This is a genomic window from Salmonella sp. SSDFZ54, assembly GCF_004010735.1.
Taxonomy (GTDB): domain Bacteria; phylum Pseudomonadota; class Gammaproteobacteria; order Enterobacterales; family Enterobacteriaceae; genus Salmonella; species Salmonella enterica.
The window spans coordinates 1,649,610-1,674,538 of sequence record NZ_CP034819.1 but is presented as its reverse complement, the minus strand read 5'-3'; the positions used below and the strand labels follow the sequence as shown (position 1 = coordinate 1,674,538).

The following is a 24,929-nucleotide window of genomic DNA, read 5'->3' as shown; positions in this document are numbered from 1 at the left end:
TAACAGGACAACTGAGATGATAAAGCAGGTTATCCAGCAGCTACGCGTTCCTGATGCAGGTATAGAAAATTTGCAGGAACGGCGCTATTGGCTGCAATGCGAGCGTGCCTATACTTACCAGCCGATATACCAGACGGATGGCCGTTTGATGGCGGTTGAACTTCTCACTGTCGTCACCCATCCTGATAACCCTTCCAGACGTATTGCCCCGGATCGTTATTTCGCGGAGTTAGCGGTTCGACACCGCATTGACGTAGTGAAAGAACAACTTCATCAGCTTGAACAAAAAGCGGATTTTTTCACTCGCCATCACTTATTGGCATCGGTCAATGTCGACGGCCCTACGCTGATTGCCATGCGACGACAGCCGGACATTCTGGCAGCGATGGAGCGCTTACCCTGGCTGCGTTTCGAACTGGTGGAACATATTCGTTTGCCGAAAGACTCCTCTTTCGCCTCGATGTGTGAGTTCGGCCCGCTGTGGCTGGATGATTTTGGTACCGGTATGGCCAATTTTTCAGCGCTGAGCGAAGTGCGTTATGACTACATTAAAGTGGCGCGCGAGCTGTTCGTCATGCTGCGCCAGTCCGCGGAGGGGCGCAACCTGTTCACTCTGCTGCTGCAACTGATGAACCGCTACTGCCGCGGCGTTATTGTCGAGGGCGTGGAGACGCTGGAAGAGTGGCGTGATGTGCAGCGTTCGCCCGCCTTTGCCGCCCAGGGCTATTTTCTTTCTCGACCCGTGCCGCTGATATCGCTCGAAGAGGTGATTCTGACCCTGTAACGCCAGACTGTTCCCGTAATACGTGGTATTACGAGGCGCGGTCATCCTCCTTTTTCGTCTGGCTGAACTATCTTTAGGACAGGCAAGGGAAGAAGTGAGGAAATAACACATGACTAAAGCAGGCAAAATAACCGCCGCCATCACAGGGACTTTCTTGTTGTTGATCGCCATAGTGATTTTGTTGATCGCAACATTTGACTGGAACCGCCTCAAACCGACCATCAACCAGAAAGTCTCTACCGAATTGAACCGGCCTTTCGCTATTCGCGGCGATTTAGGCGTGGTGTGGGAACGCCAAAAACAGGAGACCGGCTGGCGAAGCTGGGTACCGTGGCCGCATGTTCACGCGGAAGACGTCATTCTCGGCAATCCGCCGGATATTCCGGAAGTCACGATGGTGCATCTGCCACGCGTTGAGGCGACGCTTGCTCCGCTGGCGCTCCTGACCAAAACCGTCTGGCTGCCGTGGATCAAACTGGTGAAACCCGACGCGCGTCTTATTCGCCTGTCTGAGAAAACCAATAACTGGACCTTTAACCTCGCGCAAGACAAGAATACGGACCCCAATGCTAAACCTTCCGCCTGGTCCTTCCGGCTGGATAATATTCTCTTCGACCAGGGGCGAATCGCGATCGATGATAAGGTCAGTAAAGCGGATATCACTATTCTGGTCGATCCGTTAGGCAAACCGTTGCCGTTCAGCGAAGTGACGGGAACGAAAGGCAAAGCAGACAAATCCACCGTGGGCGACTATGTCTTCGGCCTGAAGGCGCAGGGGCGTTATAACGGGGAACCGTTGACCGGTACGGGCAAAATAGGCGGTATGCTGGCGCTACGCAGCGAAAGTACGCCTTTTCCTGTGCAAGCCGATTTCCGCTCTGGCAATACGCGGGTGGCTTTTAGCGGCGTGGTGAACGAGCCGATGAAAATGGGCGGCGTCGATCTGCGGCTTAAATTCTCTGGCGATTCACTGGGCGATTTATATGATTTAACCGGCGTGCTGCTGCCGGATACGCCGCCGTTTGAGACCGATGGGCGACTGGTGGCGAAAATTGACGCCGAAAAGTCATCGGTATTTGATTATCGTGGTTTTAACGGGCGCATTGGCGACAGTGATATCCACGGCTCCCTCACTTATACCACCGGTAAACCGCGCCCTAAACTGGAAGGCGATGTCGAATCGCGCCAGTTACGACTGGCCGATCTTGGGCCGCTGATTGGCGTGGATTCCGGGAAAGACGCTGAGCAGTCGAAACGGTCTGAACAGCGCAAAGGCGAGAAGAATGTTCAGCCGGCGGATAAAGTGTTGCCTTACGATCGCTTTGAAACCGACAAATGGGACGTTATGGACGCCGATGTCCGGTTTAAAGGCCGACGTATTGAGCATGGCGGCAGTCTACCGATTAGCGATCTTTCGACCCATATCATCCTGAAAAACGCCGACTTACGTCTACAGCCGCTGAAGTTTGGTCTGGCAGGCGGCAGTATTGTCTCCAACATCCATCTGGAAGGGGATAAAAAGCCAATGCAGGGGCGGGCGGATATACAGGCGCGTCGGCTGAAGCTTAAAGAACTGATGCCGGATGTGGAGCTGATGCAGAAAACGCTGGGCGAGCTGAACGGCGATGCGGATATTCGCGGGACGGGCAACTCGGTCGCCGCGCTGCTTGGCAACAGTAACGGCAATCTGAAATTATTGATGAATGATGGATTGATTAGCCGCAACCTGATGGAAATCGTGGGGCTGAACGTCGGCAACTATATTGTCGGGCAGATTTTTGGCGATGACGAAGTGCGGGTTAACTGCGCGGCGGCGAATCTCAATATTGCGAACGGCGTGGCGCGACCGCAAATTTTTGCTTTTGATACAGAAAATGCGTTGATTAACGTGACCGGTACGGCGAGCTTCGCCTCTGAACAGCTCGATTTAACCATTGATCCGGAAAGTAAAGGGATTCGTATTATTACGCTGCGATCGCCGCTGTACGTGCGCGGGACATTTAAAAATCCGCAGGCGGGCGTCAAGCCCGGCCCGCTGATTGCGCGCGGCGCGGTTGCGGCAGCGCTGGCGACGTTGGTAACGCCCGCCGCCGCGCTATTGGCGCTCATTTCGCCCTCTGAAGGCGAAGCCAATCAGTGCCGGACGATTTTAACGCAGATGAAGCAGTAACGTGAAACGTAGCGCCGGATGATGCCATCCGGCGCCCTATTACAACGCCTGATGACGCGTCTCATGGGTTAACAGCAGTGCAATCAGCGTCAGCGCCGCCATTGACGCCAGGTAAACCCCTACCGCCGCCAGCCCGTAGTGGCTTTGCAGCCATGCGGCAATATACGGCGCGACGGAAGCGCCCAGAATCGATGACACATTGTAGGAAAACGATGCGCCGGTATAGCGCACTTCCGTCGGAAATAGCTCCGGCAGCAGCGCTCCCATTGGGCCGAAGGTCAGCCCCATCAGGCTCAGGCCCAACAACAGGAACACGAATACCAGCGCTGGATTGCCTGAACCCAGCAGCGGGGTAAAGGCGAACAACGCGAAGAGAATGATGAGCGTGGTAATGATGACCATGCTTTTCCGACGGCCAAATGCGTCCGCCAGCAGGCCGGCGACGGGCACCATCACGCCGAAACCAATCACCGCCATCATCAGCATCCACAGTATTTCATTGCGCGGCAAGCCAAGCCCCACCGGCGCGGCGGCAGTGCTGTAAGTCATGGAATAGACGGTCATGATATAGAACAGCGTGTAGGTCGCCAGCATGATAAACGTGCCGAGAATGGTTACGCGGACATGCTTCGTCAGCAACGTGCCCAGCGGTATTTTTACCTGCTTTTTCGCTGCGGCGACTTTCGCAAACACCGGCGTTTCATGCAGCGACACGCGCACATACAGGCCGATAATCACCAGCACCGCCGAGAAGATAAACGGCACGCGCCAGCCCCAGCTCATAAACTGCTCGTCGGTCAGCAGCCAGGAGAGCAACAGGAAGGTGCCATTGGCAAAGAAGAAGCCGATCGGCGCGCCCAACTGCGGGAAGGAGCCATACAGCGCGCGTTTGCGCGGCGGCGCATTCTCCGTCGCTAATAACGCCGCGCCGCCCCATTCGCCGCCCAGCCCCAGTCCCTGACCGAAACGCGCCAGCGCCAGCAGCAGCGGCGCGAAAATACCTATCGTCGCGTAGCCCGGTAACAGACCGATAATGACCGTGGAGATCCCCATCGTCAGCAGCGAAGCCACCAGCGTGACTTTGCGGCCTACCCGGTCGCCGAAGTGGCCGAATAGCGCAGAGCCAATCGGACGCGCCACAAACGCGATAGCGAAGGTGGCGAGCGATTGTAGCGTTGCCGCAGTGGGATCGCCCTGGGGGAAGAAGATAAGGGGGAACACGATCACCGCAGCGGTGGCGTAAATATAGAAGTCGAAGAACTCAATTGCGGTGCCGATAAGCGAGGCAATAACGACTTTATTGCGTGAGTTTACCGGAACATGTTCCTGCTCATGGTCGAGTGTTGTGGCGGTTGCTTGCATACTATTTTCTTATTTTTAGCGAACGAATAGCCATATTACGCACAGCAAAAGTTATATTTCAATGTGTAACAAAAGCCAAAAATGGTCAAAAAAAGCGCAAAAAGGGGATAATGTTTAAGCCAGCCATTTTGCGTCTATGAAATGCTTCACATAATTTTAGAATTAGTGGATAAAACTGGTTTATGGTTAAATAAAAGTTAATTACTGGATTTATATGCTGAAACAATGAGATGAGGCGGAAGGACGTGCCTGATTGTACCGCCGGGTACGCTTTGCTTGCCCGGCCTGGGACCACACGCCAGTAGGCCGAATGACGACGCCGTGCGTGCCATTCGGCAGCAAGCCGCAGACTAGCGTTGCGTTTTACCCGGCATTCGCGGGTCGTCCTTGTATTCGGCGGTGGCTATCCAGGCCGCGCAGAATAACGTCAGGCGGGCAAAAAAGTAGAAGAATGCCATCAGACCGAGTACGGAGCCAAACGCCGCGCCGGAAGGCGATTTCACCAGTGACGGCAGCGTATAGGTCATAATGATTTTAATCACCTCAAAACCGATAGCGGCGATAAATGTCCCGCGAATCAACGCTTTTTTACGGGGACGATGGCGAGGCAGTCGCCAGAAAATCCAGAAAAAAAGTAGATAGTTGGCAAAAATAGAGATGGCCAGACCGATCAAATGCCAGGCCGGTTTTAACCATTCGATGCTGTCGAGGTACAAGGCGGAGATGATCATCTGCTGGGCGGAACCGGCAATGGAAGTAATGGACAGCGTAATGATTAAAGCGATTAATAATCCAATCAGCGAGATAAAATCGCGCAGATATTTGAGCCAGATTTTCTCCTGATCCTGCGGCTTGCGCTCCCAGACGTCCCGTGACTGGGCGCGAATCGCTTCCCGCAGGTTGCCCATCCAGTTAACGCCGGAATAGAGCGCGATACCCAGTCCGACCAGCCCTACCGTGGTACGCTGTTGAACCGCCGTATTAATCGTATTTTTAAGCGTGGACGCCAGCGTAGGATCGCTCACATTCATCAATATCTTGCTGAAAATATCTTCCAGTAGATTAGGGTGCGAGGCGAGGATAAAACCTGCCGCGGCAAAGGACACCATCATTATCGGGATCATCGACAGAAACGAAAAGTAGGTGATAGCCGCGCCAAACTGATTACCCAGTCGATCGTTAAAACGTTCGGTCGCGCGAATGAGGTGGGCCACCATTGGTTGACGCTGAATTTTTTGCATCAGGGTGGTGACGGAATGCAACGCCTGATTTGCCTTTTCGTTTTTTTCCGGGGCGTCATGCGGCTGCGTTTCTATTTTTTGTATCGGGTCGTGCTCCAGTTCCTGAATAGGGCGTTTTACGTCATTTTCCTGCGTCATCAGGTCGGTAGTCCTTCATCATTAATAGAATATGTCAGTATAGCTTCTCCCCGGTGGATGCTGAAAATGCGGCTACTCTGCGGCCTCTTTAATGGTTTCCGTCAGCCATACCATAAACAGGTGTACCCGGCGGGAAAGATTACGGCGATGGGGATAATGCAGCGTCACCGGCAGTGGAGCGGCGCGATATTGCGGTAAAATTTCAATGAGCGTTCCGGCGCGTAACGCCTCCCGTACAGCAATGCGCGGCGTCTGAATGATTCCTAATCCTGCCAGACAGGCCGTATGCCAGGTCTCCGTACTGTTTACCGTTAGCATTCCGCCGGTTTTTACCCACTGCATACCGTGGGGAGTTTCAAAGGCAAAACCCGGTGAAGAAACTCCCGGGGTCAATGAATAATGCACCACCGCATGTGAGGCGAGATCGTCAAGGTTTTCTGGATACCCAAAGCGCGCCAGGTATTGTGGGCTGGCGCAGTTCACTCTTCTCAGTTTGCCAAGCGGGCGCGTCAGTATCCCTGGCGCATGTAGCGGCTCTGTGCGCACCACGCAGTCGAAATCTTCCCGTAGTAAATCGACCTGTCGATCGCTACTACAAAGTTCCAGCGCAATGCCGGGATACTGATGCAAAAAAGTGGGCAGGCGCGGCATGATAAGGCTGTTTGCGAGACATGGCGGTATATCTACCCGTATTTTGCCGCTGATACTGGCGGGATCAGGTTGGAAAAGACCCTCCAGTTCATCCAGGTTACTCAACAGATCTTTTGCCCGTTCGTAGTAAACCATTCCGTCCTGAGTAAGCTGTACCCGCCGGGTGGTGCGGTGGAGCAGGCGGATGCCCAGTTGATGTTCTAACGCTTGTATTTGCCGTGAGACGCTGCCTTTGGGAAGGCCGATATCCTCTGCTGCACGGGAAAAACTTTCCCGTTCCGCCACGCGTACAAACAATTTCATTGCATATATTTTATCCATCATCAGGCTCTATTATTGTTTTTATTGAAACAGTGACGCTGAGGCGGCTGGTTTTATTGATTTTCTATCATCTAATAAGCCCTTTCGCAATCATTGCTCGCGTGACGAATACGTCTGATCGCGTTGCGCGGCGGATTTATCGTCTTCCGGCCAGGCTTTTTAGCGCCAAAAAGCCGATAAACGGGACGAGAGCGGTAAAACACGCTGATAGCCGCGGGTGTAGTGGGAGAGAGAAATGCATGTACATATACGGTATTGTCATTGACCCATCGTCGCGGTTTTCAGGCGGATTGGCTATTTTTTAACAAAATGTGCTACTTTATTTTTTGTAACACATCAGGTGAAAAGCAGATATTTCCTTTGTGACGCGCCAGGCGTACTCTTCATTAAATTAATATTCAAATTAGCCTTGGCTGTTCGCGCTAATAAGATATTCCTTACTTTAAAAGGCTAATTTTAGCGAATTCTGTAATCCCGATGTTGAAGCTGTAAATATTCATAACCTTTCTCTTCCTCAACCAATGACTATCGGTAAAATGGCCTATACCAAATGGCGACTTCTTATTTTACCCTACGGGTAATACCCTTCCTCATCTTGAGACTATTATTTTACCCAAGCGGAGAAAAGTAATGCAGGTAATCATGTTTGACAGGCAGTCAATATTTATTCATGGAATGAAAATCAGTTTGCAGCAGCACATTCCAGGAATAAGTATCCAGAGTGTCGGTCAGGCAGAAGAACTCTGGCAAAAAATAGAAAGCGCGCCGGATGCGCTGGTCATGCTGGATAGCGGCCTGGATGCTGAATTTTGCCGCGAGGTGTTACAAAGAATCGCGCAGCAATTTCCGGAGGTGAAGATTATTATCACGGCGATGGATGGCAGTCAAAAGTGGCTGCATGAAGTCATGCAATTTAACGTTCAGGCCGTGGTGCCACGCGATTCTGATGCCGAAACCTTTGTCCTTGCGCTCAATGCTGTCGCTCGCGGGATGATGTTTTTACCGGGGGATTGGTTAAATTCAACGGAGCTGGAGTCCCGTGATATAAAAGCGTTAAGCGCCCGCCAGCGGGAAATTTTACAGATGCTTGCCGCAGGAGAATCAAATAAACAAATTGGGCGGGCGTTAAATATTAGTACCGGGACGGTTAAAGCGCATCTGGAGTCGCTTTACCGGCGGCTGGATGTAAAAAATCGTACCCAGGCCGCCATGATGTTAAATGAATCGAATTAACGACGTTAAATTCGCAGTCCGCTTATTTCTGGCTGTGAAATATCACCCGTATTGATTAATGATAAAAAACGCTGATGTCCGATGCTGAACATCAGCGCAATAAGCGTTTCGCGTTGAAACCGATCATTAAGTTCCGGCAAACAATTCTGTAGCAGCATATCGCAGCTATTGAGGTCATCCAGCAAGAATGCCTCCGCCTGGTCGGGCGTAATGAACGTCAGCGTCTCATCCGGCGTCAACATATGCCCGTAACCAATCACCCAGTTACCCTGCCGATCGCGATACTTTTCCAGCGACAGACCCTGCCACTGTTTAATAAACGCGATGCAGGCGGAGCTAAAGCGAGATGAAATGTGCGGCATGGCATCTTTCTCATAAAAAGCGCGATTATAAAGTGTGCTGCACGCGTGGCTAGCGGTCAGACGGCCAAACGCAGGCAGGGAAAAGGTCTATGCCGTTCAGCGTCACGCCGCGTTGACAGAATGAAAAACTGATGTTTTTGGTTAGTAACCGATCTTCTTATAAATTTGCAATCATTAAGATTAAGTCACTGAAATGTGGCTAAATCTGTTATATCTATGAAAAAACATAATTAAAAGAAAACGAAGATCTCGTCGCGGGATCGTCTTTTTAGGGAAGATAATGACGAATAGCGCTTCGCAGGCGACACGCGCGCCTTTTGAACATAGCCTGGGGATTATCCGCCAGGCATCAATAGAAATCCTGCTGCTGCTGGGTATTCATACCACAGAGGGAAAAGAGCCCCGGTGGTTCATGGAACAACTTGAGCAGGCGCGTCTTAACCTGGGCGGTTGGGGCGCGGTGGCGAAAAAATTGCGGATAAATGACGCGCAGTTGAGCCAGTTTATGCTGCAACTGCGTCACCTTCAGCAGCATGTTCCCCAGTATGACAGCGGGCAAGAGGTGAGCGAAAATCAACTCCTTGCCGCGTTGCGTTTTGTCACCTCGCTGGAACATCTACGTCAGCAGCAGCCGCTACTGACGTATCAAACTGAGCTGGAAGACCCCGACCAGGAGGCGCATCTTGAGGCGCAGCGTCAGCTTCGGGCGATAGAACTGACGTTAAAAGCGCTTATTGCGCGCGCATGGCCGGATCGGGCGTCGCTGAATCACTACCTCAAGCAACATTTTGGCCCGGACCGTTTGCGCCAGTGGTTAAAACAGGGAGAAGATCAACATGCGCTGGAGGGCATGTTGTTCAGCGAACTGGCGCTTATGGTGGTCGATAAAAAATTGTTTGCCCGTCATTACGTCAGAATTTTTAATGATGCCTCAGCGTTAACGCTGTTCGCCGAGTCGCGCACCACTCTGCGTATGTTTCTGGATGATTGTCGCCTCGCGCGAAACGAGGTTATCGCCAGGCAGCCGCTCACCTCAGCGCAGCTTATGCTGCTAAACGTTCAGTATCAGCAAATCGTTCGGCCCATCCAGCGCGCCTATGCCGAAAAACGTACCCGCGTGAATCCCGCTTCGTTTCTGCTGGCGGATGAACGTGAATTGCGCCAGTTCTGGGAAACCGCGCGGCTTAAAGATCGGCAGGCCGGGGGAGATAAGCATGAGATTAGCGAGAGCATAGAACCACCGCGTAAGCGGCCTCCGCGTACGCCTGAAGAGCGTGAGCAACTTATTTCCGGCGCTTTGTGGGGCGCGGTTGGCGTCATGACGCTGGCGATACTGGCGGGCGCGTTCTGGCTATTTAGTTCGTCGTCGCCAGGCTCCGATAACGGGCAAGCTCCCGCAATGGCGCAGGATGAACCGCCGCGCGAGGCGCCTTCCGCGCGGGAAACGCTCAATCATATGGGGATTACCTGGGATGCGTTTACCATGCGGGCGGCGATAGAGCGCAATGATACGCGGGTGACGGCGCTGTTCCTCCAGGGCGGAATGAACTGGCAGCTCGCGTGGACGGAGCAGGCGTTTGCGGCAGGACATACCGAGGTGCTGCAACTGTTGTTGCGTTATCCCGCGCTGATGGATGAGGTCAAACCCTGCCGACGATTTATCACAACGTTAAGTCATGACATGTCGAGCGGCGCGCCGCTGACCGCGATGCATAAAACCTATTTGCAAACGTTTTGCACCGTTCCGGCTGTTGTGACGCGCCAGCAGCACGATACGGAGCAGGCCCGACTGCGCGCTCAGGCCCGGCCCAGCGCAGACAATAAAAAATGGCTGAAAATTCAGTCAGCCATTTATGATGCGATTCACTGAGGCCGGTGCAGGTTAAGGCTCTCCGTAAAGGCCAATCAGGCGGCGCACCACGCCATTGGTCCAGCCGAACCCATCCTGTAGCGGATACTCGCCCCCGCCGCCTTCGCGGGGCGTACCGCCGGAAATATGGTATTTCTCGATCAGTTTATGGTGCTCCTGATAAAAATGGTTCACCGTTTTTAACCAGTTATGGGCGATTTCATCGCCCAGCATATCGTCGCCATACCGTTTGAAGCCCTGAATCGCCATCCATTGCAGCGGTGCCCAGCCGTTCGGTTTATCCCACTGTTCGCCGGTTTCGTATTCGGTCGCCATAATTCCGCCGGGCGTTAACAGACGGCTACGTACCACATTTGCCAGGCGGTCGGCCTGCTCATGGTTCGCCATACCGACATACAGCGGCACGATACTGGCGGCGGAAAAGAGCGCCATTTCTTCGCGTCGCCAGTCATAGTCCCGATAACAGCCGTTTTCATCATCCCACAGATAATGGTTCACGGCGGCGCGTCGATCGCTGGCTTTCTGGCGAAATAGCGCCTCGGTGTCACGTTCGCCTTTCAGCGCTGAAATATTGGCGATAGCGCTCTCCAGTTTATACAGAAAAGCGTTCAAATCGATAGGGATAAACTGGGTCGTACGTATGCTGGCAAGCCGGCCCGCATCGCGTAGCCAGCGTGAAGAATAGTCCCAACCGGACGCCGCCCCGGCGCGCAAATCCCGGTAGACTTCATTGGGCGGACGACCGGAGTGTTTTGCGGTTTCGACATCCTCCAGCCAGGACTCGTCGCGCGGCGTGTCGCGATCGTCCCAGTAGCGGTTCAGCAGGGAACCGTCCGGCATCCGCACAACGTGGCGATAAGCCTGGTTGAGCGCCAGCGATTCGGCGCCGTCCATCCAGAAGGCGTATTCCATTTTGAGATGGTCGAGATAACGCCGCGCGCCGCGCACGCCATCTTCTTCGAACAGTTCAACCATCAGGGCGAAAACCGGCGGCTGCGAGCGGCTCAGATAATAGGTCCGGTTGCCGTTAGGAATATGACCATAGTTTTCAATCATCCAGGCGAAATTATCCGCCATACATTTAAGTAAGTCTTCGCGCCCGCTTTCCGCCAGACCCAGCATGGTAAAATAAGAGTCCCAATAATAGGTTTCGCTAAAACGGCCTCCCGGCACGATATAGGATTGCGGCAGCGCCAGCAGCGAAGACCACGGAATATGATCCTGCGGTTCGCGCGTCAGTATCGGCCAAAGCTGGTCAATATGTTCTTTGAGCGAGTTTTCGGGGTTAGAGACATACTCGCTGGATAAGGTTTCCGGTAGCCAGAAATGGTTCTCGACGAAGCGGCGTAAGTCAAAATCACGGTGGCGTCTGACCTTACGGTAGCGGATCAGGATATCAAGCGGGTCCATCTTCGGCGCGCAGTCCGGGAACGTTTTACTGTCTGGAAACAGTTTTGTTGACTGTACATGCTCGAACAGTTCGAGATACCGATCGGCAGGGGTCAGGGCGTCAGAGGCGGGAAGCCCCTCGATCATCTCCGGCTCCGGTTCCGCCTCGATCATTTCATCCAGCTTTAACTCGCACGGGTCTGTTTCATAAAGCAGATCGACATCAATAGTCAGATCTTCAGAAGGCGTGGGGTTTAATTTCTGGTTGAGCATAATGACAAGGACCTCCGGCTTGCGTCGTAAAAGATACGGGTGTTGCCCGGCTGTCTATTAAGCGTAGACATTCGCTTCGATACCTGAGTGGCAAAGTGTGCGATAGATCACATTTTGCAATTTGTCTCTCAAGAAAAACACTTCATAACTTACTGAATAGTATTGCGAAAATCCTATTTTCATGACGCCCGCCCCAGACCTAAAATCAGAACATTCGTTTCATAGCGGTATCACTACGTCACCGCATGGCGTGGATTCACAAGCAAAGGTAACGTAAATAGTTATAATACAAGCTATGGCACCATGATAATACAAATGGATACAAATGATCGAGCAACCCGACAGTAAAAGCGCCAAACCGCTTTATAAGCAGCTTGAAGCCGCCTTAAAAGAGGCCATTGCGCGTGGAGAGTATAAACCAGGCCAGCAGATCCCGACGGAAAATGAACTGAGCGCGCGCTGGCAGGTGAGCAGGGTCACGGTCCGTAAGGCGTTGGATGCGCTGACGCGTGAAAATTTGCTGACCCGTGTCTCCGGCAAAGGCACCTTTGTCTCTGGTGAGAAATTTCAGCGCAGCATGACCGGCATCATGAGTTTCAGCGAGTTATGCCAGTCCCAGGGACGTCGCCCGGGGTCACGCACTATCAAATCCGTTTTTGAATCGGTAGACGATGAGACAAAAGCGTTACTGAATATGAACGATGGCGAAAAAGCGGTCGTCATTGAACGTATCCGCTATGCCGACGATGTGGCGGTATCGCTGGAAACCGTACATCTCCCCCCACGTTTTGCGTTTTTGCTGGACGAAGATCTTAATAATCACTCTTTGTATGAATGCTTACGCGAGAAATACCATTTATGGTTTACCCACTCCCGTAAGATGATCGAACTGGTTTATGCCAGCTTTGAAGTCGCCCATTATCTTGGCGTCAACGAGGGTTATCCGCTGATCCTGATAAAAAGTGAAATGATTGATAACAAAGGAGAACTCTCCTGCGTTTCGCAACAGTTGATTGTCGGCGATAAAATACGGTTTACCGTATGATGTCAGCATTACGCTAACGAAGAGCAGGCTGAATCGGGATCCAGATCGCGGATCCCGATTTTTTTTGGTTTCCATCTTGATCAAATGTCTTTAAATGTCATATAAAAATAATAATACATTATGAGTCATTTATGGCGAATCCTCGCCTGTATCATTGATGGAACCAGAGGAAAGCATGATGGGTATGAAAGAGACAGTTAGCAATATTGTGACCAGCCAGGCAGAGAAAGGAGGCGTTAAACATGTCTATTATGTGGCGTGCGGCGGTTCTTATGCGGCGTTCTATCCGGCGAAAGCATTTTTAGAAAAAGAAGCGAAAGCGTTGACTGTCGGTCTGTATAACAGCGGAGAATTTATTAACAACCCGCCGGTAGCGCTGGGAGAAAATGCCGTTGTGGTTGTCGCCTCCCACAAAGGTAATACGCCAGAGACAATTAAAGCGGCTGAAATCGCCCGTCAGCACGGCGCGCCGGTCATTGGTTTAACCTGGATAATGGATTCACCGTTGGTGGCGCATTGCGACTATGTGGAAACGTACACGTTTGGCGACGGTAAAGATATTGCCGGAGAGAAAACGATGAAAGGCCTGCTGAGTGCGGTCGAACTGCTCCAGCAGACGGAAGGGTATGCGCACTATGACGATTTTCAGGATGGCGTCAGCAAAATCAACCGTATCGTCTGGCGCGCTTGCGAGCAGGTTGCGGAACGCGCGCAGGCGTTCGCGCAGGAATATAAAGACGATAAAGTCATTTACACCGTCGCCAGCGGCGCGGGCTATGGCGCAGCCTACCTACAGAGCATCTGCATCTTTATGGAAATGCAATGGATACATTCCGCCTGTATTCATAGCGGTGAGTTTTTCCACGGGCCCTTTGAAATTACCGATGCGAATACGCCTTTCTTCTTCCAGTTTTCCGAGGGCAATACGCGGGCGGTGGATGAACGCGCGTTAAACTTCCTGAAAAAATATGGCCGCCGGATTGAAGTTGTCGATGCGAAAGAGCTGGGGCTATCGACCATTAAAACCACGGTTATTGATTACTTTAACCACTCTCTCTTTAATAACGTTTATCCCGTTTACAATCGGGCGTTAGCTGAGGCGCGTCAGCATCCGTTAACGACGCGCCGCTATATGTGGAAAGTGGAATATTAATTACATCAGGATGGATAAAAAAGCAGGGACGCTTTTTATTGTAAAGACAAACAAGGAATAATGATGAGCATCAGCGTATTGGGTATTGGCGACAACGTTGTCGATAAATACCTGCATTCCGGCATCATGTACCCCGGCGGTAATGCATTAAATTTTGCTGTCTATGCGAAATTAGCAGACATCCCCAGCGCGTTTATGGGGGCGTTTGGCAATGACGACGCCGCGCAGCACGTACAGGATGTATTACACCAGCTACAGATAGACATCTCTCACAGCCGCCATTATACCGGCGAAAATGGGTATGCCTGTATCCGTCTCTCGCATGGTGATCGACAATTTGTCGCCAGTAACAAAAACGGCGTATTGCGGGAACATCCTTTTAGTCTGTCTGACGACGATCTTCGCTATATATCACAATTTACCTTAGTCCATTCCAGTATTAACGGCCACCTGGAATCGGAACTGGAGAAAATTAAACAACAAACCGTCTTACTCTCTTTTGATTTTTCCGGGCGCGGTACAGACGACTATTTTGAAAAGGTATGCCCGTGGGTAGATTATGGATTTGTCTCCTGTAGCGGGTTATCGCCAGATGAAATCAAAATAAAACTCAATAAACTTTATCGTTATGGCTGTCGGCATATTATTGCCACCTGCGGGCATGAAAAAGTTTATTATTTTTCCGGCGCGGATTATCTGGAGTGGCAACCTGCTTATATCGAACCTGTCGATACGCTGGGCGCAGGCGACGCCTTCTTAACCGGTTTTTTGCTTTCCATTTTGCAATCGGGTATGGCGGAACCCGATAAAGAAAGCGTGCTACGCGCCATGCGGCAGGGCGGGAAATCGGCGGCGCAGGTATTATCTCATTACGGCGCATTTGGTTTTGGTAAACCGTTTGCACAATAGGTTACGTCCCTCAATGTAAAGCGACACTCACTCCAGATAACCCAGGAGGAAGTATGTTTTGGACGGAATTATGTTTTATCCTTGTGGCCCTGATGATAGGCGCCAGGATCGGCGGCGTATTTTTAGGGATGGTCGGCGGGTTAGGCGTCGGCGTGATGGTTTTTATTTTTGGCTTGACGCCTTCTACGCCACCGATTGATGTTATTCTGATTATTCTTTCTGTTGTCCTGGCGGCCGCTTCTTTACAGGCCTCCGGCGGGCTGGATTTACTGGTCAAACTGGCGGAAAAAATTCTGCGTCGCCACCCTCGTTATATTACGTTATTAGCGCCGTTTATCTGTTATATCTTCACTTTTATGTCAGGAACGGGGCATGTCGTTTATAGCTTGTTACCGGTTATTTCTGAAGTCGCACGGGATTCTGGTATTCGACCGGAACGTCCTTTATCTATTTCCGTTATCGCATCGCAACAGGCGATCACCGCCAGTCCTATATCTGCCGCCATGGCGGCGATGATTGGTTTAATGGCGCCGTTGGGCGTCTCTATTTCAACCATTATGATGATTTGCGTGCCCGCCACGTTAATCGGCGTAGCGATGGGGGCAATAGCGACCTTTAATAAAGGAAAAGAGTTAAAAGACGATCCGGAATATCAACGTCGGCTTGCTGAAGGGTTAATTAAACCTGCGCAGAAAGAAAGTAAAAATACGGTGGTCACTGCGCGCGCCAAATTGTCGGTGGCGTTATTTCTGACCAGCGCGATCGTTATCGTTCTGTTAGGACTGATTCCGGCGCTGCGACCCATGGTAGAAACAGCGAAAGGGCTACAACCGCTTTCGATGTCCGCCGCTATCCAGATTACGATGCTCTCTTTTGCCTGCCTGATTGTGTTGTTATGCCGACCGCAGGTCGATCAAATTATCAGCGGTACGGTATTTCGGGCGGGCGCGCTGGCGATTGTCTGCGCCTTCGGCCTGGCCTGGATGAGTGAGACGTTCGTGAATGGTCATATCGCGTTGATTAAGGCAGAAGTGCAAACTCTATTGCAACAGCATACCTGGCTTATCGCCATTATGATGTTTTTCGTGTCCGCTATGGTCAGCAGCCAGGCGGCAACGACGTTAATTCTGTTGCCGCTGGGGCTGGCGTTAGGGTTGCCCGCTTATGCGTTAATCGGCTCCTGGCCTGCCGTTAACGGCTATTTCTTTATTCCGGTGGCGGGACAGTGTCTGGCGGCGCTGGCGTTTGACGACACCGGTACGACGCGTATCGGCAAATATGTGCTTAACCATAGTTTTATGCGTCCGGGATTAGTTAACGTGATTGTCTCGGTCATTGTCGGGCTGTTAATAGGAAAAATGGTTCTGGCCTGATTGTTATTCATGTTTTTATAGCACACGCCACTTATTATTTTTAATTCAGAGGAAGAAAATGAAAATTAGAGTTTTCATGGCCACCGTGTTGCTGCTCATCAGCCACTGTGTATTTAGCACAACGTCACTACCGCATATTGTTATTCTCGCGACAGGCGGTACTATCGCCGGGACGGCAGCCAATAATACGCAAACCGCCGGATATAAATCTGGTGAACTTGGCGTGCAAACATTAATAAATGCCGTGCCGGAAATGAATAATATCGCTCGCGTTGACGGCGAGCAGGTGGCGAATATTGGTAGCGAAAATATGACCAGCGATATTATCCTGAAACTTTCACAGAAGGTAAATGCGTTATTGGCGCGGGACGATGTTGACGGTGTGGTTATTACTCATGGCACTGACACGCTCGATGAAACCGCCTACTTTCTTAATTTGACCGTGAAAAGCGACAAACCGGTGGTGTTTACCGCTGCAATGCGGCCCGCGTCGGCAATCAGCGCCGATGGCGCAATGAACCTGCTGGAAGCGGTCACGGTGGCTGCTGACCCGAATGCGAAGGGACGCGGTGTAATGGTCGTTTTAAACGATCGTATTGGTTCGGCGCGCTTTGTAACGAAAACCAATGCCACGACTCTGGATACCTTTAAAGCGCCGGAAGAGGGCTATCTGGGGGTCATCGTTAATGGTCAGCCACAGTTCGAAACGCGGGTGGAAAAAATTCATACCCTGCGATCTGTTTTTGACGTACGTAATATCAAGAAATTACCCAATGTGGTGATTATTTACGGCTATCAGGACGACCCGGAATATATGTATGATGCGGCGATCGCCCATCACGCGGACGGTATTATTTATGCCGGAACCGGCGCAGGTTCAGTCTCGGTACGCAGCGACGCGGGGATTAAAAAAGCGGAGAAGGCCGGGATTATCGTGGTGCGTGCTTCCCGCACCGGAAACGGCGTAGTACCGTTGGATAAAGGGCAGCCAGGGCTGGTGTCTGACTCGCTCAACCCGGCGAAGGCGCGAGTCTTGCTGATGACGGCATTAACTCAGACGCGTAATCCGGAACTGATCCAGAGTTATTTCAGTACGTATTAATCATGAAGGCTTGTGCGCCCACCCTCGAAGATGGGCGCACAGAGCGATGAATGCAGGTCGGTGGCCTTTACGTAGTTGAATTCCGGTCTTACAGGTCGGAGTAGTCTAAGGCATGAGCAACATCCGCAAGCATTGGAAAAGAGCTTTGTCCACCATACTTTTGAATTGAGCACATGCTTATTTCAGCAGCAAAAGGGATGGCCTTTGTTAAAGGGATATTATTAACCAGGCAGTAGGCAATGCCGCCGATAAATGAATCGCCAGCACCTGTAGTATCAATAACTTCAGGGCAAAAGACCGCTGGAAAGTGCATGGTTGACTCATCCGAGGATAATACCGCGCCTTTTTCCCCTAATGTTATAATGACATTACTCCTAACCATTTTATGTAACTTAGCGGCACAAGAATGAGCGTCATCAATTGATGAAACTTCACTACCTGCCATAAAGCTGGCTTCTGTTTCATTAACGACCAGGTAATCAACAGAACTTAATGTTGATGGCGCTATACTTCTGGCTGGCGCATTATTAAGTATAACTTTGCATTGATACATACTGGCGACTTTAATAACATATTCAACGATATGTGAAGGTATTTCTGATTGCAGAATCACCAGCGGTTTTCCATCAAATAAATTATCGCTAATATCATTTTCGTTTAACAGATAGTTAGCTCCTTTAATAATGGTGCTACAATAATCACCGGACTCAAGGATCTGTACGATGCCGATACCTGTGGTGGTTCCCCGTTTCAATACGTTAGCAACGGAGACATTATTTTCATGTAGGGCATTAATGAGGTGCTCGCCATAAATGTCGTTCCCTACACACCCCACCATACTCACGTTCAATCCCAGTTTTGAGCACTGTACCGCTTGATTAGCACCTTTACCACCAGGCATTAACATCAATTCATTACCCGTAAATGTTTCTCCTACTTCAGGCAGACGATCTTGCTGAATAAGAATGTCGTAATTAAGACTTCCAATAACAACTACATCTCTTTTCATTTTATTTACCTTTAACTGACAGTGCGTTTGGAGATCACCGCGTTCCTGGTGCTTAATAAGCTATTCTTAGTTATCTCACTGGTTTTACTGGCGATAATAGTAAAAATAGCATCAAGAATATTTAGGTGTACAATTCGGGTAGTGGCGTTCTCTCCGGTGATAGGGTTATTTTTTACCGCAGAGATTATCGAATGACGACAAATCAGGCTAAGAGGACTATTAGGATAGTTCGTTAAGCAAATTGTTTCGGCACCTCTTTCATTTGCAATATTAACCATCTGAATAATGTCAGAAGTTTGTCCTGAGTGTGATACTGCGAGAAGAATATCACCCTGGCGCATAAGGGATGCGGACATCAGTTGCTTATGGCTATCACTGAATACAGTTGAAAAAATACCTATCTTCAATAGCTTATGGTTAAAGTCATCGCAGATGGACGCTGAGCCACCACAGCCAGCAATAAAAATTTTTGCTTCAGCGTTTTTATGGATAAAAAGCCAGGCAACTGATTTGATAATAGAGCAGTCAATAACATTTAACGCCTCTTGCAACGCCAGAATAGAATTCAAGAGTGTGCTTTCGAAAATTTTCTCTATGAATCCTTCAGAATCAGGAATGACAGGAATATCTACGGTATCTTCATTGTTGTTAATATTTTTAGAAATACTGAGCTTTAAGTCATGAAACCCTGTAAACCCGAGTTTTTTTGAAACCTTTGTAATGCTTGATACACTTACTTTAAGATAATGTGCAATATCGGTAATTGACATGTTTGATAAAGTCTGGGGATTATCATGAATGAAACGAGCGATTGCTCGTTCTTTTTTACCCAGTTCAGGAGCAAGGGTTTTTGCAAGTAAAAAAACTTCATTGCCATTAAGTCTGCTGTGCATAACTCCTCCTGTAGATGTAAAAATAAAACTACCATGCTATAACCATATTAAAATGTTATCTCGATCACAGCCTGTAAAATGTTTTATTTTTGCATTTTACTCGCAGTAAAATTTTTAAGACTAATATCATTAAATTACTTTATTTTCAGTAATATTTTATTGTAGATATTTACTGTGCTCATAATCTTTCTTATAAAAGCACCTGAGATACATAACAAGGTGACTATAATGAAATTTTCTTCGCGAATTAATTCTTTCCGCTCAAGACCTGAATTGTTTAATGCAGATAATAAGATGGATACATGTGATCTTATTACAAGAATGGGCAATGTAGATGGATTGACGCATATAGAGCTAAACTATCCTGAGCATTTTATTGGACAGGATAAAAAAATCATTAAACAATGTATTACAGATAACGGATTGAAAGTTAGCGGAATTGCACTACGTTACAATAAAGATTTTATTGATGGTGAATTTACTAACCCAGATTCTGTTCTTCGCGATAAAGCGATTGAGACAACGTTGGAAGCTGCTGAAGTTTGTAAGTTCCTGGGGGGCACTACTGTAACTTTATGGTTTGGCTATGACGGTTATGATTACCCATTTCAACAAGACTATTTTCGAGCGTATGAATTGCTGGTAAATGCCTTACGTAAGGTGACAAGTGCTCATCCAGATCTTCAGTTTAGTTTTGAATACAAGCCTTATGAACCACGGACCTTTTCTTATATTAGTGATGTTTCCTCAACCCTAATGTTAATTGATGATGTCGGTAACGATAACTTGGGGATTACACTTGATTTCTGCCATATGATAATGAAAAAGGAAAACCCAGCATTTTCATTATTCCAGTCAGCACGTAAAAATAGACTTGTAGGCTTCCATTTAAATGACGGATATGGTCATTTCGATGATGGTTTAATGTTAGGTTCAGTCCATCTGTTACAGACTCTTGAATATATTTACTATGCTAAACGCGTTAATTTCAATGGATTGATTTATTTTGATACTTTCCCTAGCCGCGAGGATCCAGTTGCAGAATGTGCGCTGAATATTCGAATGTATAAAGCACTTTCAGACTTTATAGATCAACTCAGTATTCCTGAGATAGAAGCGATGATCAAAAGCCAGGATGCACTAAAAGTACAGGGTATGTTGTTAAGCATGATAGCCAAATAATAAGAAACCACAACTTACCTCTTATCCGTTACCAGTCAGTGTATGACACTGGAGGGAATTATGTTTGAAAAATTAGGTCTGCCAAAAAATCTATTATGGGGCTACATTGGCCTGACAATATTTATGATAGGCGATGGCGTTGAACAAGCATGGATTTCGATTTGGCTTGTTGAAAAGGGTTTGTCTGTTGCCCAGGCATCTTATTTAATAACGGCTTATGGTATTACTGTTACTCTGGCCGCATGGGTTACGGGCGTACTGGTTCAAACGTTAGGGCCTCGTAAAGTGATGTTCTGTGGGCTTGTTGCCTTTATAATAGGTAGTATCGGTTTTATCGGCATTGGCCTGAAGAATATGGATTTGGTCTGGATGCTGCCCTTCTATGCTATTCGTGGGATCGGGTATCCTCTGTTCGCTTATTCATTTCTGATTTGGATTAATTACAGCACGCCTGTCGCGCGTCGATCCACCGCAGTTGGCTGGTTCTGGTTTACTTTCTCATTAGGACTTAGCGTTATTGGCCCTTTCTTCTCCTCAATAGCATTACCTGTACTGGGTGAAATTCATGTTCTGTGGGTTGGGTTACTGTTTGTTCTTATTGGTTCAATATTGGGTATTTGGGTCAACCGTGATGTTGTGCCGGCATCCGAGATTCACCCTTTTAGTGCAGGCGAATTATTAAAAGGTATCACCATCTTACAACGTCCGATTATTGCGATAGGGCTTGTAGTTAAATCAGTCAATGGTATTGCCCAATACGGACTGGCAACATTTTTACCTTTATACCTTATTAGTTATGGCTATAGTAAAACAGAGTGGCTACATATGTGGTCATCTGTTTTTCTGGTAGCTATTTTTGCGAATCTCTTTTTTGGTTTTTTTGGTGATAAATTCGGCTGGCGAAAAACAATCATGTGGGTTGGGGGATTTGGCTATGCCGTGGTCCTCTTACTTGTATGGGCTGTGCCGCAACTACTGGGACATAATTTTTACGTGATGGCATTCGTGCTCTGCCTATGTGGCGTGACGATGGCAGGCTACGTGCCTCTTTCGGCCTTGTTTCCCATGCTGGCCCCTGATAGTAAAGGAGCGGCAATGTCGGTTCTTAATCTGGGCGCTGGGCTTGGCGCCTTTATTGCCCCCGCAATTACCGCTTTATTCTATTCTTCTCTTGGGGCTGGCGGTGTGCTGGGTATTTATGCGGGTCTGTATGTGCTCAGCGGTGTACTTACTCCGTTCCTTAAGACTCCGGAAGAGTTGCGGCAACAGGTTGCGTTGCAAAATGAGAGAGCTTAATCAGTTACGTGTTGAGACTTCGTTAGCTTTTTAGTTGCTATCCGGCCTACATAATATAAAGCGCGTAGGCCGGATAATTATCGTCCGGTATGACGACGATTAACGCATGGTCACAAACTCTTCCGATGCGGTCGGGTGAATAGCGACGGTATTATCGAAGTCTTTCTTGGTAGCGCCCATCTTCAGCGCCACTGCGAAGCCCTGCAACATTTCATCCATGCCGAAGCCGATACCGTGGATACCCACAATTTTTTCTTCCGGCCCGACGCAGACCAGCTTCATACGGCACGGCTGGCGGTGCGTCGTCACCGCGGTATACATAGCGGTAAACGATGATTTATAGACTTTCACCTGCTCGTCGCCGTACTGCTCGCGCGCCTGCGGCTCGCTTAACCCGACGGTGCCGATAGGCGGATGGCTAAAGACCACGGTCGGGATGTTGCTGTAGTCCAGATGCTCGTCCGGCTTGTTGTTAAACAGGCGCTCGGAGAGACGGCGACCGGCGGCGACGGCGACTGGCGTTAGCTCTACCGCGCCAGTGTTGTCGCCAACGGCGTAAATACCTTCAATGTTGGTATTCTGGAATTTATCGACAATGATGTAACCTTTTTCATTGGTTTTCACGCCCGCTGCCGCCAGATTAATATTGTCGGTCGACGGTTCGCGACCAATGGCCCAGATCAGGCAATCAACGGTTTCACTGCGGCCATCTTCCAGTTCCAGAGTCAGACTGCCGTCGGCGTTTTTCACCACCGCTTTCGGCACGGCGTGAGTATGCAGTTGCGGGCCTTCGGCGTTCATCACCTCAACCAGCGTTTCGCTAATCATCGGGTCAAAACTGCGCAGCGGCGCATGTTTACGGACAAACAGATGCGTTTTCGCCCCCAGCGCGTTGATAACGCCAGCCAGTTCAACGGCGATATAACCTGCGCCTACCACTGCGACGCGTTCCGGCAAGGCAGACAGCGCAAAGAAACCGTCGGAATCAATGCCGTATTCCACGCCTGGAATCTCAGGATGGCTCGGACGGCCGCCGGTAGCGATCAAAATATGGTCGGCGGTGATGGTTTCGCCGTTCACTTCAATGGTTTTGGCATCGACAAAGCGGGCAAAGCCTTTAATCACATCCACGTTATTTTTGCCCAGCACGTTGTCGTATGAAGTATGGATGCGGTCAATATACGCGGTACGGCTGGCAATCAGCTTGCTCCAGTCGAACTGATTAATCGTGGTGTCAAAACCGTAGTCCGGGCCATACAGATGAATCGCTTCACGAATCTGCGCGGCATGCCACATCACTTTCTTCGGCACGCAGCCCACGTTAACACAGGTACCGCCCAGCTCTTTGGCTTCGATGAGCGCGCATTTCTGGCCGTACATAGCGGCGCGGTTAATCGAGGCGATACCGCCGCTGCCGCCGCCGATAGCGATGTAATCATAGTGTTTGGTCATGACCGCTCCTTTATGTTCGTTGTCGGACGGATAGATTCTGCGCTACCCGCCAAAATATTCGCGATTGTATACCTGAAGGTGAAAGGTTCCACCGATGGCTGTGATTACTCCGGCACGATCCAGCTTACCGAAGTGTGTCCGTGACCGTTTGGCGCCAACCTGCTGTGCAGCCACGGTAGCACGTTGTTCATCTGCTGCTCCAGTTTCCACGGCGGGTTAACCACGATCATACCGGACGCCGTCATCCCGCGCTGATCGCTGTCCGGGCGGATCGCCAGCTCAATTTGCAGGATTTTACGGATGCCGGTGGCCTCCAGATCATGAATCATGCGCTTAATTTGCTGGCGGAGCACCACCGGATACCATAGCGCGTATGTCCCGGTGGCGAAACGTTTATAACCCTCGCTGATGCCGCTGACTACCGCCTGGTAGTCGGTTTTCATTTCATAAGGCGGGTCAATGAGGATCAGACCGCGGCGGGAAACCGGCGGTAATTTGGCTTTCAGTTGCTGATAGCCGTCAGCGCGTTCCACACGGGCGCGGTTGTCTTTTTGAAACTCCGCGCGCAACAGTGGGAAGTCGCTGGGATGCAATTCCGTGAGTTGCAGACTGTCCTGCTCACGCAGCAACTGGCGGGCGATTAACGGGGAGCCCGGGTAGTAGCGTAACTGCCCGCTGCGGTTGAAATGTTTTACGACGCTAATATACGGTTCCAGTTCGGCGGGCAGGTCGTCCTGCTGCCAGATACGGGAGATGCCTTCCAGATACTCTCCGGTACGTTCAGCATGTTCGCTGCCCAACTGATAACGCCCCGCGCCCGCGTGCGTGTCCAGATAGAGAAACGGTTTTTCTTTCTCTTTTAGCGACTCGATGATCAGGCTCTGAACGGTATGTTTAAGGACGTCGGCGTGGTTGCCAGCGTGAAAGCTGTGACGATAACTGAGCATGGATGCAGATATTCCGGGAAGTAAACAAGTTAGCCGATAGTTTACCGCAGATCCGTAGAGATTACCGCTCTTGCGCTTTTATCGCCGTTGGCCAGGAGGAAAAACAAGTAGGCTGTGGCGTCAGAGCGTAAATAACGTCAACGAAGTGATGCAGGCGTCTGGATTGGCCTGTTTTACGGTCTTAAGGAAGGTGGCAAAATTTCGATTGAATAGGGTGTAGTTATGAAGGAAGCGCGTCTGTTTTCTTTGCCCTTCCGCTGTTATCCAGTCGACTGACCAGACTGAACGACCACTGACTCTCGTTGTTCCCGGTTTCGCCTCAATGATGCTGGTGAGTGGTATCGCGGTGGTGATACCGTCCGCGACTTCATAGAGGTACTGCATGTCAAAGTAGTAATCCGCGTTATAGCCGCGAGAACTGCCAAATTTTCGCAGCATCAGCGAAGAAGATGAAATTAATTTACGGCCATCTTGCAGATGCTTACTCCGACGGAAAATTTTCCGCCCAGGGAAAATAAAGAAAACAATAAATATCAGTACAATAACCTGTAATAACGTGGTCATATACAATCCTTGTATTCCAGAAACGAAAAAGTTGAGAATATTATACATGGGCAGTTTGCGCAAAAATGACAGCGATTGATGCCACGGCCCTGTTTTCAGAAAAACACCCATGAAAAGCCTATCTGAATTTAACGCTAATCATGCCGCGACGCGTCCACTGACTTACCCCTGTCGGGTCTTATTCTGAAATCGTTTTTATTATGATGATAG

Annotated in this window: 21 protein-coding genes; 11 read left to right on the top strand and 10 right to left on the bottom strand. The window is 49.7% G+C overall.

Annotation, left to right across the window (positions count from 1 at the left end; all coding sequences use genetic code 11):
* Window positions 1-16 precede the first annotated feature (16 nt).
* Window positions 17-784 (top strand): cyclic-guanylate-specific phosphodiesterase, encoded by a 768-nt coding sequence (gene pdeH / locus EOS97_RS08430; RefSeq protein ID WP_000595624.1) that lies wholly within the window; start codon window positions 17-19, stop codon window positions 782-784.
* A gap of 109 nt (window positions 785-893) precedes the next feature.
* Window positions 894-2,954 carry an AsmA family protein gene (locus EOS97_RS08425; RefSeq protein WP_000158680.1) on the top strand — a complete coding sequence of 687 codons (2,061 nt, stop codon included), beginning with the start codon at window positions 894-896 and terminating at the stop codon, window positions 2,952-2,954.
* 39 nt (window positions 2,955-2,993) lie between these two features.
* Here the strand turns inward: EOS97_RS08425 and EOS97_RS08420 are convergent, their stop codons facing one another.
* The 3 genes from EOS97_RS08420 to EOS97_RS08410 form a co-directional block, all read right to left on the bottom strand.
* Window positions 2,994-4,316 carry an MFS transporter gene (locus EOS97_RS08420; RefSeq protein ID WP_001148981.1) on the bottom strand — a complete coding sequence of 441 codons (1,323 nt, stop codon included), beginning with the start codon at window positions 4,314-4,316 and terminating at the stop codon, window positions 2,994-2,996.
* Window positions 4,317-4,666: 350 nt separating this feature from the next.
* Window positions 4,667-5,695 carry an inner membrane protein YhjD gene (gene yhjD / locus EOS97_RS08415; protein ID WP_000191231.1) on the bottom strand — a complete coding sequence of 343 codons (1,029 nt, stop codon included), beginning with the start codon at window positions 5,693-5,695 and terminating at the stop codon, window positions 4,667-4,669.
* Window positions 5,696-5,767: 72 nt separating this feature from the next.
* Window positions 5,768-6,667: a LysR family transcriptional regulator gene (locus EOS97_RS08410; RefSeq protein WP_000358046.1), complete on the bottom strand. Its 900-nt coding sequence runs from the start codon at window positions 6,665-6,667 to the stop codon at window positions 5,768-5,770.
* A 630-nt stretch (window positions 6,668-7,297) separates the two neighbouring features.
* Between EOS97_RS08410 and EOS97_RS08405 the strand changes: the two genes are divergently transcribed.
* Window positions 7,298-7,900, top strand: coding sequence for a response regulator transcription factor (locus EOS97_RS08405; RefSeq protein ID WP_001196081.1), 603 nt, complete (start codon window positions 7,298-7,300; stop codon window positions 7,898-7,900).
* 5 nt (window positions 7,901-7,905) lie between these two features.
* Here EOS97_RS08405 and EOS97_RS08400 read toward each other — a convergent pair whose 3' ends face one another.
* Window positions 7,906-8,262: a lysozyme gene (locus tag EOS97_RS08400; protein WP_001120251.1), complete on the bottom strand. Its 357-nt coding sequence runs from the start codon at window positions 8,260-8,262 to the stop codon at window positions 7,906-7,908.
* Between the two features lie 280 nt (window positions 8,263-8,542).
* Between EOS97_RS08400 and EOS97_RS08395 the strand changes: the two genes are divergently transcribed.
* The gene (locus EOS97_RS08395; RefSeq protein WP_000185004.1) at window positions 8,543-10,132 is read left to right on the top strand and encodes an STY4199 family HEPN domain-containing protein; all 1,590 of its coding nucleotides are present in this window, start codon (window positions 8,543-8,545) and stop codon (window positions 10,130-10,132) included.
* A gap of 12 nt (window positions 10,133-10,144) precedes the next feature.
* On the opposite strand, the gene EOS97_RS08390 is transcribed toward EOS97_RS08395, so the two are convergent.
* Complete coding sequence (locus EOS97_RS08390) at window positions 10,145-11,794, bottom strand: alpha,alpha-trehalase (protein ID WP_000934257.1); 1,650 nt, start codon at window positions 11,792-11,794, stop codon at window positions 10,145-10,147.
* A gap of 325 nt (window positions 11,795-12,119) precedes the next feature.
* On the opposite strand from EOS97_RS08390, the gene EOS97_RS08385 reads away from it, so the two are divergent.
* The 5 genes from EOS97_RS08385 to fraE all read left to right on the top strand — a co-directional run bounded on the left by EOS97_RS08385 (window position 12,120) and on the right by fraE (window position 17,376).
* Window positions 12,120-12,839, top strand: a complete 720-nt coding sequence (locus EOS97_RS08385; protein WP_000572566.1) for a GntR family transcriptional regulator — start codon at window positions 12,120-12,122, stop codon at window positions 12,837-12,839.
* Between the two features lie 175 nt (window positions 12,840-13,014).
* Complete coding sequence (fraB, locus tag EOS97_RS08380; RefSeq protein ID WP_010989080.1) at window positions 13,015-13,992, top strand: 6-phosphofructose-aspartate deglycase; 978 nt, start codon at window positions 13,015-13,017, stop codon at window positions 13,990-13,992.
* A gap of 63 nt (window positions 13,993-14,055) precedes the next feature.
* Window positions 14,056-14,901 carry a fructose-aspartate kinase gene (fraD, locus tag EOS97_RS08375; protein WP_000028430.1) on the top strand — a complete coding sequence of 282 codons (846 nt, stop codon included), beginning with the start codon at window positions 14,056-14,058 and terminating at the stop codon, window positions 14,899-14,901.
* Between the two features lie 53 nt (window positions 14,902-14,954).
* Window positions 14,955-16,274 carry an anaerobic C4-dicarboxylate transporter family protein gene (locus EOS97_RS08370; RefSeq protein WP_000498931.1) on the top strand — a complete coding sequence of 440 codons (1,320 nt, stop codon included), beginning with the start codon at window positions 14,955-14,957 and terminating at the stop codon, window positions 16,272-16,274.
* 58 nt (window positions 16,275-16,332) lie between these two features.
* On the top strand, window positions 16,333-17,376 hold the full coding sequence (gene fraE / locus EOS97_RS08365) for a fructose-asparagine asparaginase (RefSeq protein ID WP_000702755.1): 1,044 nt from the start codon (window positions 16,333-16,335) through the stop codon (window positions 17,374-17,376).
* Between the two features lie 88 nt (window positions 17,377-17,464).
* Here the strand turns inward: fraE and EOS97_RS08360 are convergent, their stop codons facing one another.
* Both EOS97_RS08360 and EOS97_RS08355 read right to left on the bottom strand, forming a co-directional pair.
* Window positions 17,465-18,385 carry a ribokinase gene (locus tag EOS97_RS08360; RefSeq protein ID WP_000817628.1) on the bottom strand — a complete coding sequence of 307 codons (921 nt, stop codon included), beginning with the start codon at window positions 18,383-18,385 and terminating at the stop codon, window positions 17,465-17,467.
* 11 nt (window positions 18,386-18,396) lie between these two features.
* Window positions 18,397-19,278 (bottom strand): SIS domain-containing protein, encoded by an 882-nt coding sequence (locus EOS97_RS08355; protein WP_000556200.1) that lies wholly within the window; start codon window positions 19,276-19,278, stop codon window positions 18,397-18,399.
* Window positions 19,279-19,506: 228 nt separating this feature from the next.
* Here EOS97_RS08355 and EOS97_RS08350 point away from each other — a divergent pair, with 228 nt between their 5' ends.
* A complete protein-coding gene (locus EOS97_RS08350; protein WP_000672849.1) occupies window positions 19,507-20,460 on the top strand; it encodes a sugar phosphate isomerase/epimerase in 954 nt (317 codons plus the stop codon).
* Between the two features lie 60 nt (window positions 20,461-20,520).
* Entirely contained in the window at window positions 20,521-21,756 is a 1,236-nt protein-coding gene (locus tag EOS97_RS08345) for an MFS transporter (protein WP_000461964.1), read from the top strand.
* A 99-nt stretch (window positions 21,757-21,855) separates the two neighbouring features.
* Here the strand turns inward: EOS97_RS08345 and gorA are convergent, their stop codons facing one another.
* The 3 genes from gorA to EOS97_RS08330 all read right to left on the bottom strand — a co-directional run bounded on the left by gorA (window position 21,856) and on the right by EOS97_RS08330 (window position 24,719).
* Window positions 21,856-23,208 carry a glutathione-disulfide reductase gene (gene gorA / locus EOS97_RS08340; protein WP_000160772.1) on the bottom strand — a complete coding sequence of 451 codons (1,353 nt, stop codon included), beginning with the start codon at window positions 23,206-23,208 and terminating at the stop codon, window positions 21,856-21,858.
* 104 nt (window positions 23,209-23,312) lie between these two features.
* On the bottom strand, window positions 23,313-24,155 hold the full coding sequence (locus EOS97_RS08335; protein WP_000954242.1) for a 23S rRNA (adenine(2030)-N(6))-methyltransferase RlmJ: 843 nt from the start codon (window positions 24,153-24,155) through the stop codon (window positions 23,313-23,315).
* 120 nt (window positions 24,156-24,275) lie between these two features.
* Window positions 24,276-24,719 (bottom strand): hypothetical protein, encoded by a 444-nt coding sequence (locus EOS97_RS08330; RefSeq protein WP_000209571.1) that lies wholly within the window; start codon window positions 24,717-24,719, stop codon window positions 24,276-24,278.
* Between the last annotated feature and the right edge of the window lie 210 nt (window positions 24,720-24,929).

Excerpts from the sequence above, each read along its gene's own strand:
- EOS97_RS08345 (WP_000461964.1), top strand. The coding sequence starts at position 20,521 with ATGTTTGAAAAATTAGGTCTGCCAAAAAATCTATTATGGGGCTACATT.
- EOS97_RS08405 (WP_001196081.1), top strand. The coding sequence starts at position 7,298 with ATGCAGGTAATCATGTTTGACAGGCAGTCAATATTTATTCATGGAATG.
- EOS97_RS08385 (WP_000572566.1), top strand. The coding sequence starts at position 12,120 with ATGATCGAGCAACCCGACAGTAAAAGCGCCAAACCGCTTTATAAGCAG.
- EOS97_RS08410 (WP_000358046.1), bottom strand. The coding sequence starts at position 6,667 with ATGGATAAAATATATGCAATGAAATTGTTTGTACGCGTGGCGGAACGG.
- pdeH (WP_000595624.1), top strand. The coding sequence starts at position 17 with ATGATAAAGCAGGTTATCCAGCAGCTACGCGTTCCTGATGCAGGTATA.
- EOS97_RS08420 (WP_001148981.1), bottom strand. The coding sequence starts at position 4,316 with ATGCAAGCAACCGCCACAACACTCGACCATGAGCAGGAACATGTTCCG.
- EOS97_RS08335 (WP_000954242.1), bottom strand. The coding sequence starts at position 24,155 with ATGCTCAGTTATCGTCACAGCTTTCACGCTGGCAACCACGCCGACGTC.
- EOS97_RS08355 (WP_000556200.1), bottom strand. The coding sequence starts at position 19,278 with ATGCACAGCAGACTTAATGGCAATGAAGTTTTTTTACTTGCAAAAACC.
- fraB (WP_010989080.1), top strand. The coding sequence starts at position 13,015 with ATGATGGGTATGAAAGAGACAGTTAGCAATATTGTGACCAGCCAGGCA.
- gorA (WP_000160772.1), bottom strand. The coding sequence starts at position 23,208 with ATGACCAAACACTATGATTACATCGCTATCGGCGGCGGCAGCGGCGGT.
- yhjD (WP_000191231.1), bottom strand. The coding sequence starts at position 5,695 with ATGACGCAGGAAAATGACGTAAAACGCCCTATTCAGGAACTGGAGCAC.
- fraE (WP_000702755.1), top strand. The coding sequence starts at position 16,333 with ATGAAAATTAGAGTTTTCATGGCCACCGTGTTGCTGCTCATCAGCCAC.
- EOS97_RS08425 (WP_000158680.1), top strand. The coding sequence starts at position 894 with ATGACTAAAGCAGGCAAAATAACCGCCGCCATCACAGGGACTTTCTTG.
- EOS97_RS08330 (WP_000209571.1), bottom strand. The coding sequence starts at position 24,719 with ATGACCACGTTATTACAGGTTATTGTACTGATATTTATTGTTTTCTTT.
- EOS97_RS08395 (WP_000185004.1), top strand. The coding sequence starts at position 8,543 with ATGACGAATAGCGCTTCGCAGGCGACACGCGCGCCTTTTGAACATAGC.
- EOS97_RS08390 (WP_000934257.1), bottom strand. The coding sequence starts at position 11,794 with ATGCTCAACCAGAAATTAAACCCCACGCCTTCTGAAGATCTGACTATT.
- EOS97_RS08350 (WP_000672849.1), top strand. The coding sequence starts at position 19,507 with ATGAAATTTTCTTCGCGAATTAATTCTTTCCGCTCAAGACCTGAATTG.
- EOS97_RS08370 (WP_000498931.1), top strand. The coding sequence starts at position 14,955 with ATGTTTTGGACGGAATTATGTTTTATCCTTGTGGCCCTGATGATAGGC.
- EOS97_RS08400 (WP_001120251.1), bottom strand. The coding sequence starts at position 8,262 with ATGCCGCACATTTCATCTCGCTTTAGCTCCGCCTGCATCGCGTTTATT.
- EOS97_RS08360 (WP_000817628.1), bottom strand. The coding sequence starts at position 18,385 with ATGAAAAGAGATGTAGTTGTTATTGGAAGTCTTAATTACGACATTCTT.
- fraD (WP_000028430.1), top strand. The coding sequence starts at position 14,056 with ATGAGCATCAGCGTATTGGGTATTGGCGACAACGTTGTCGATAAATAC.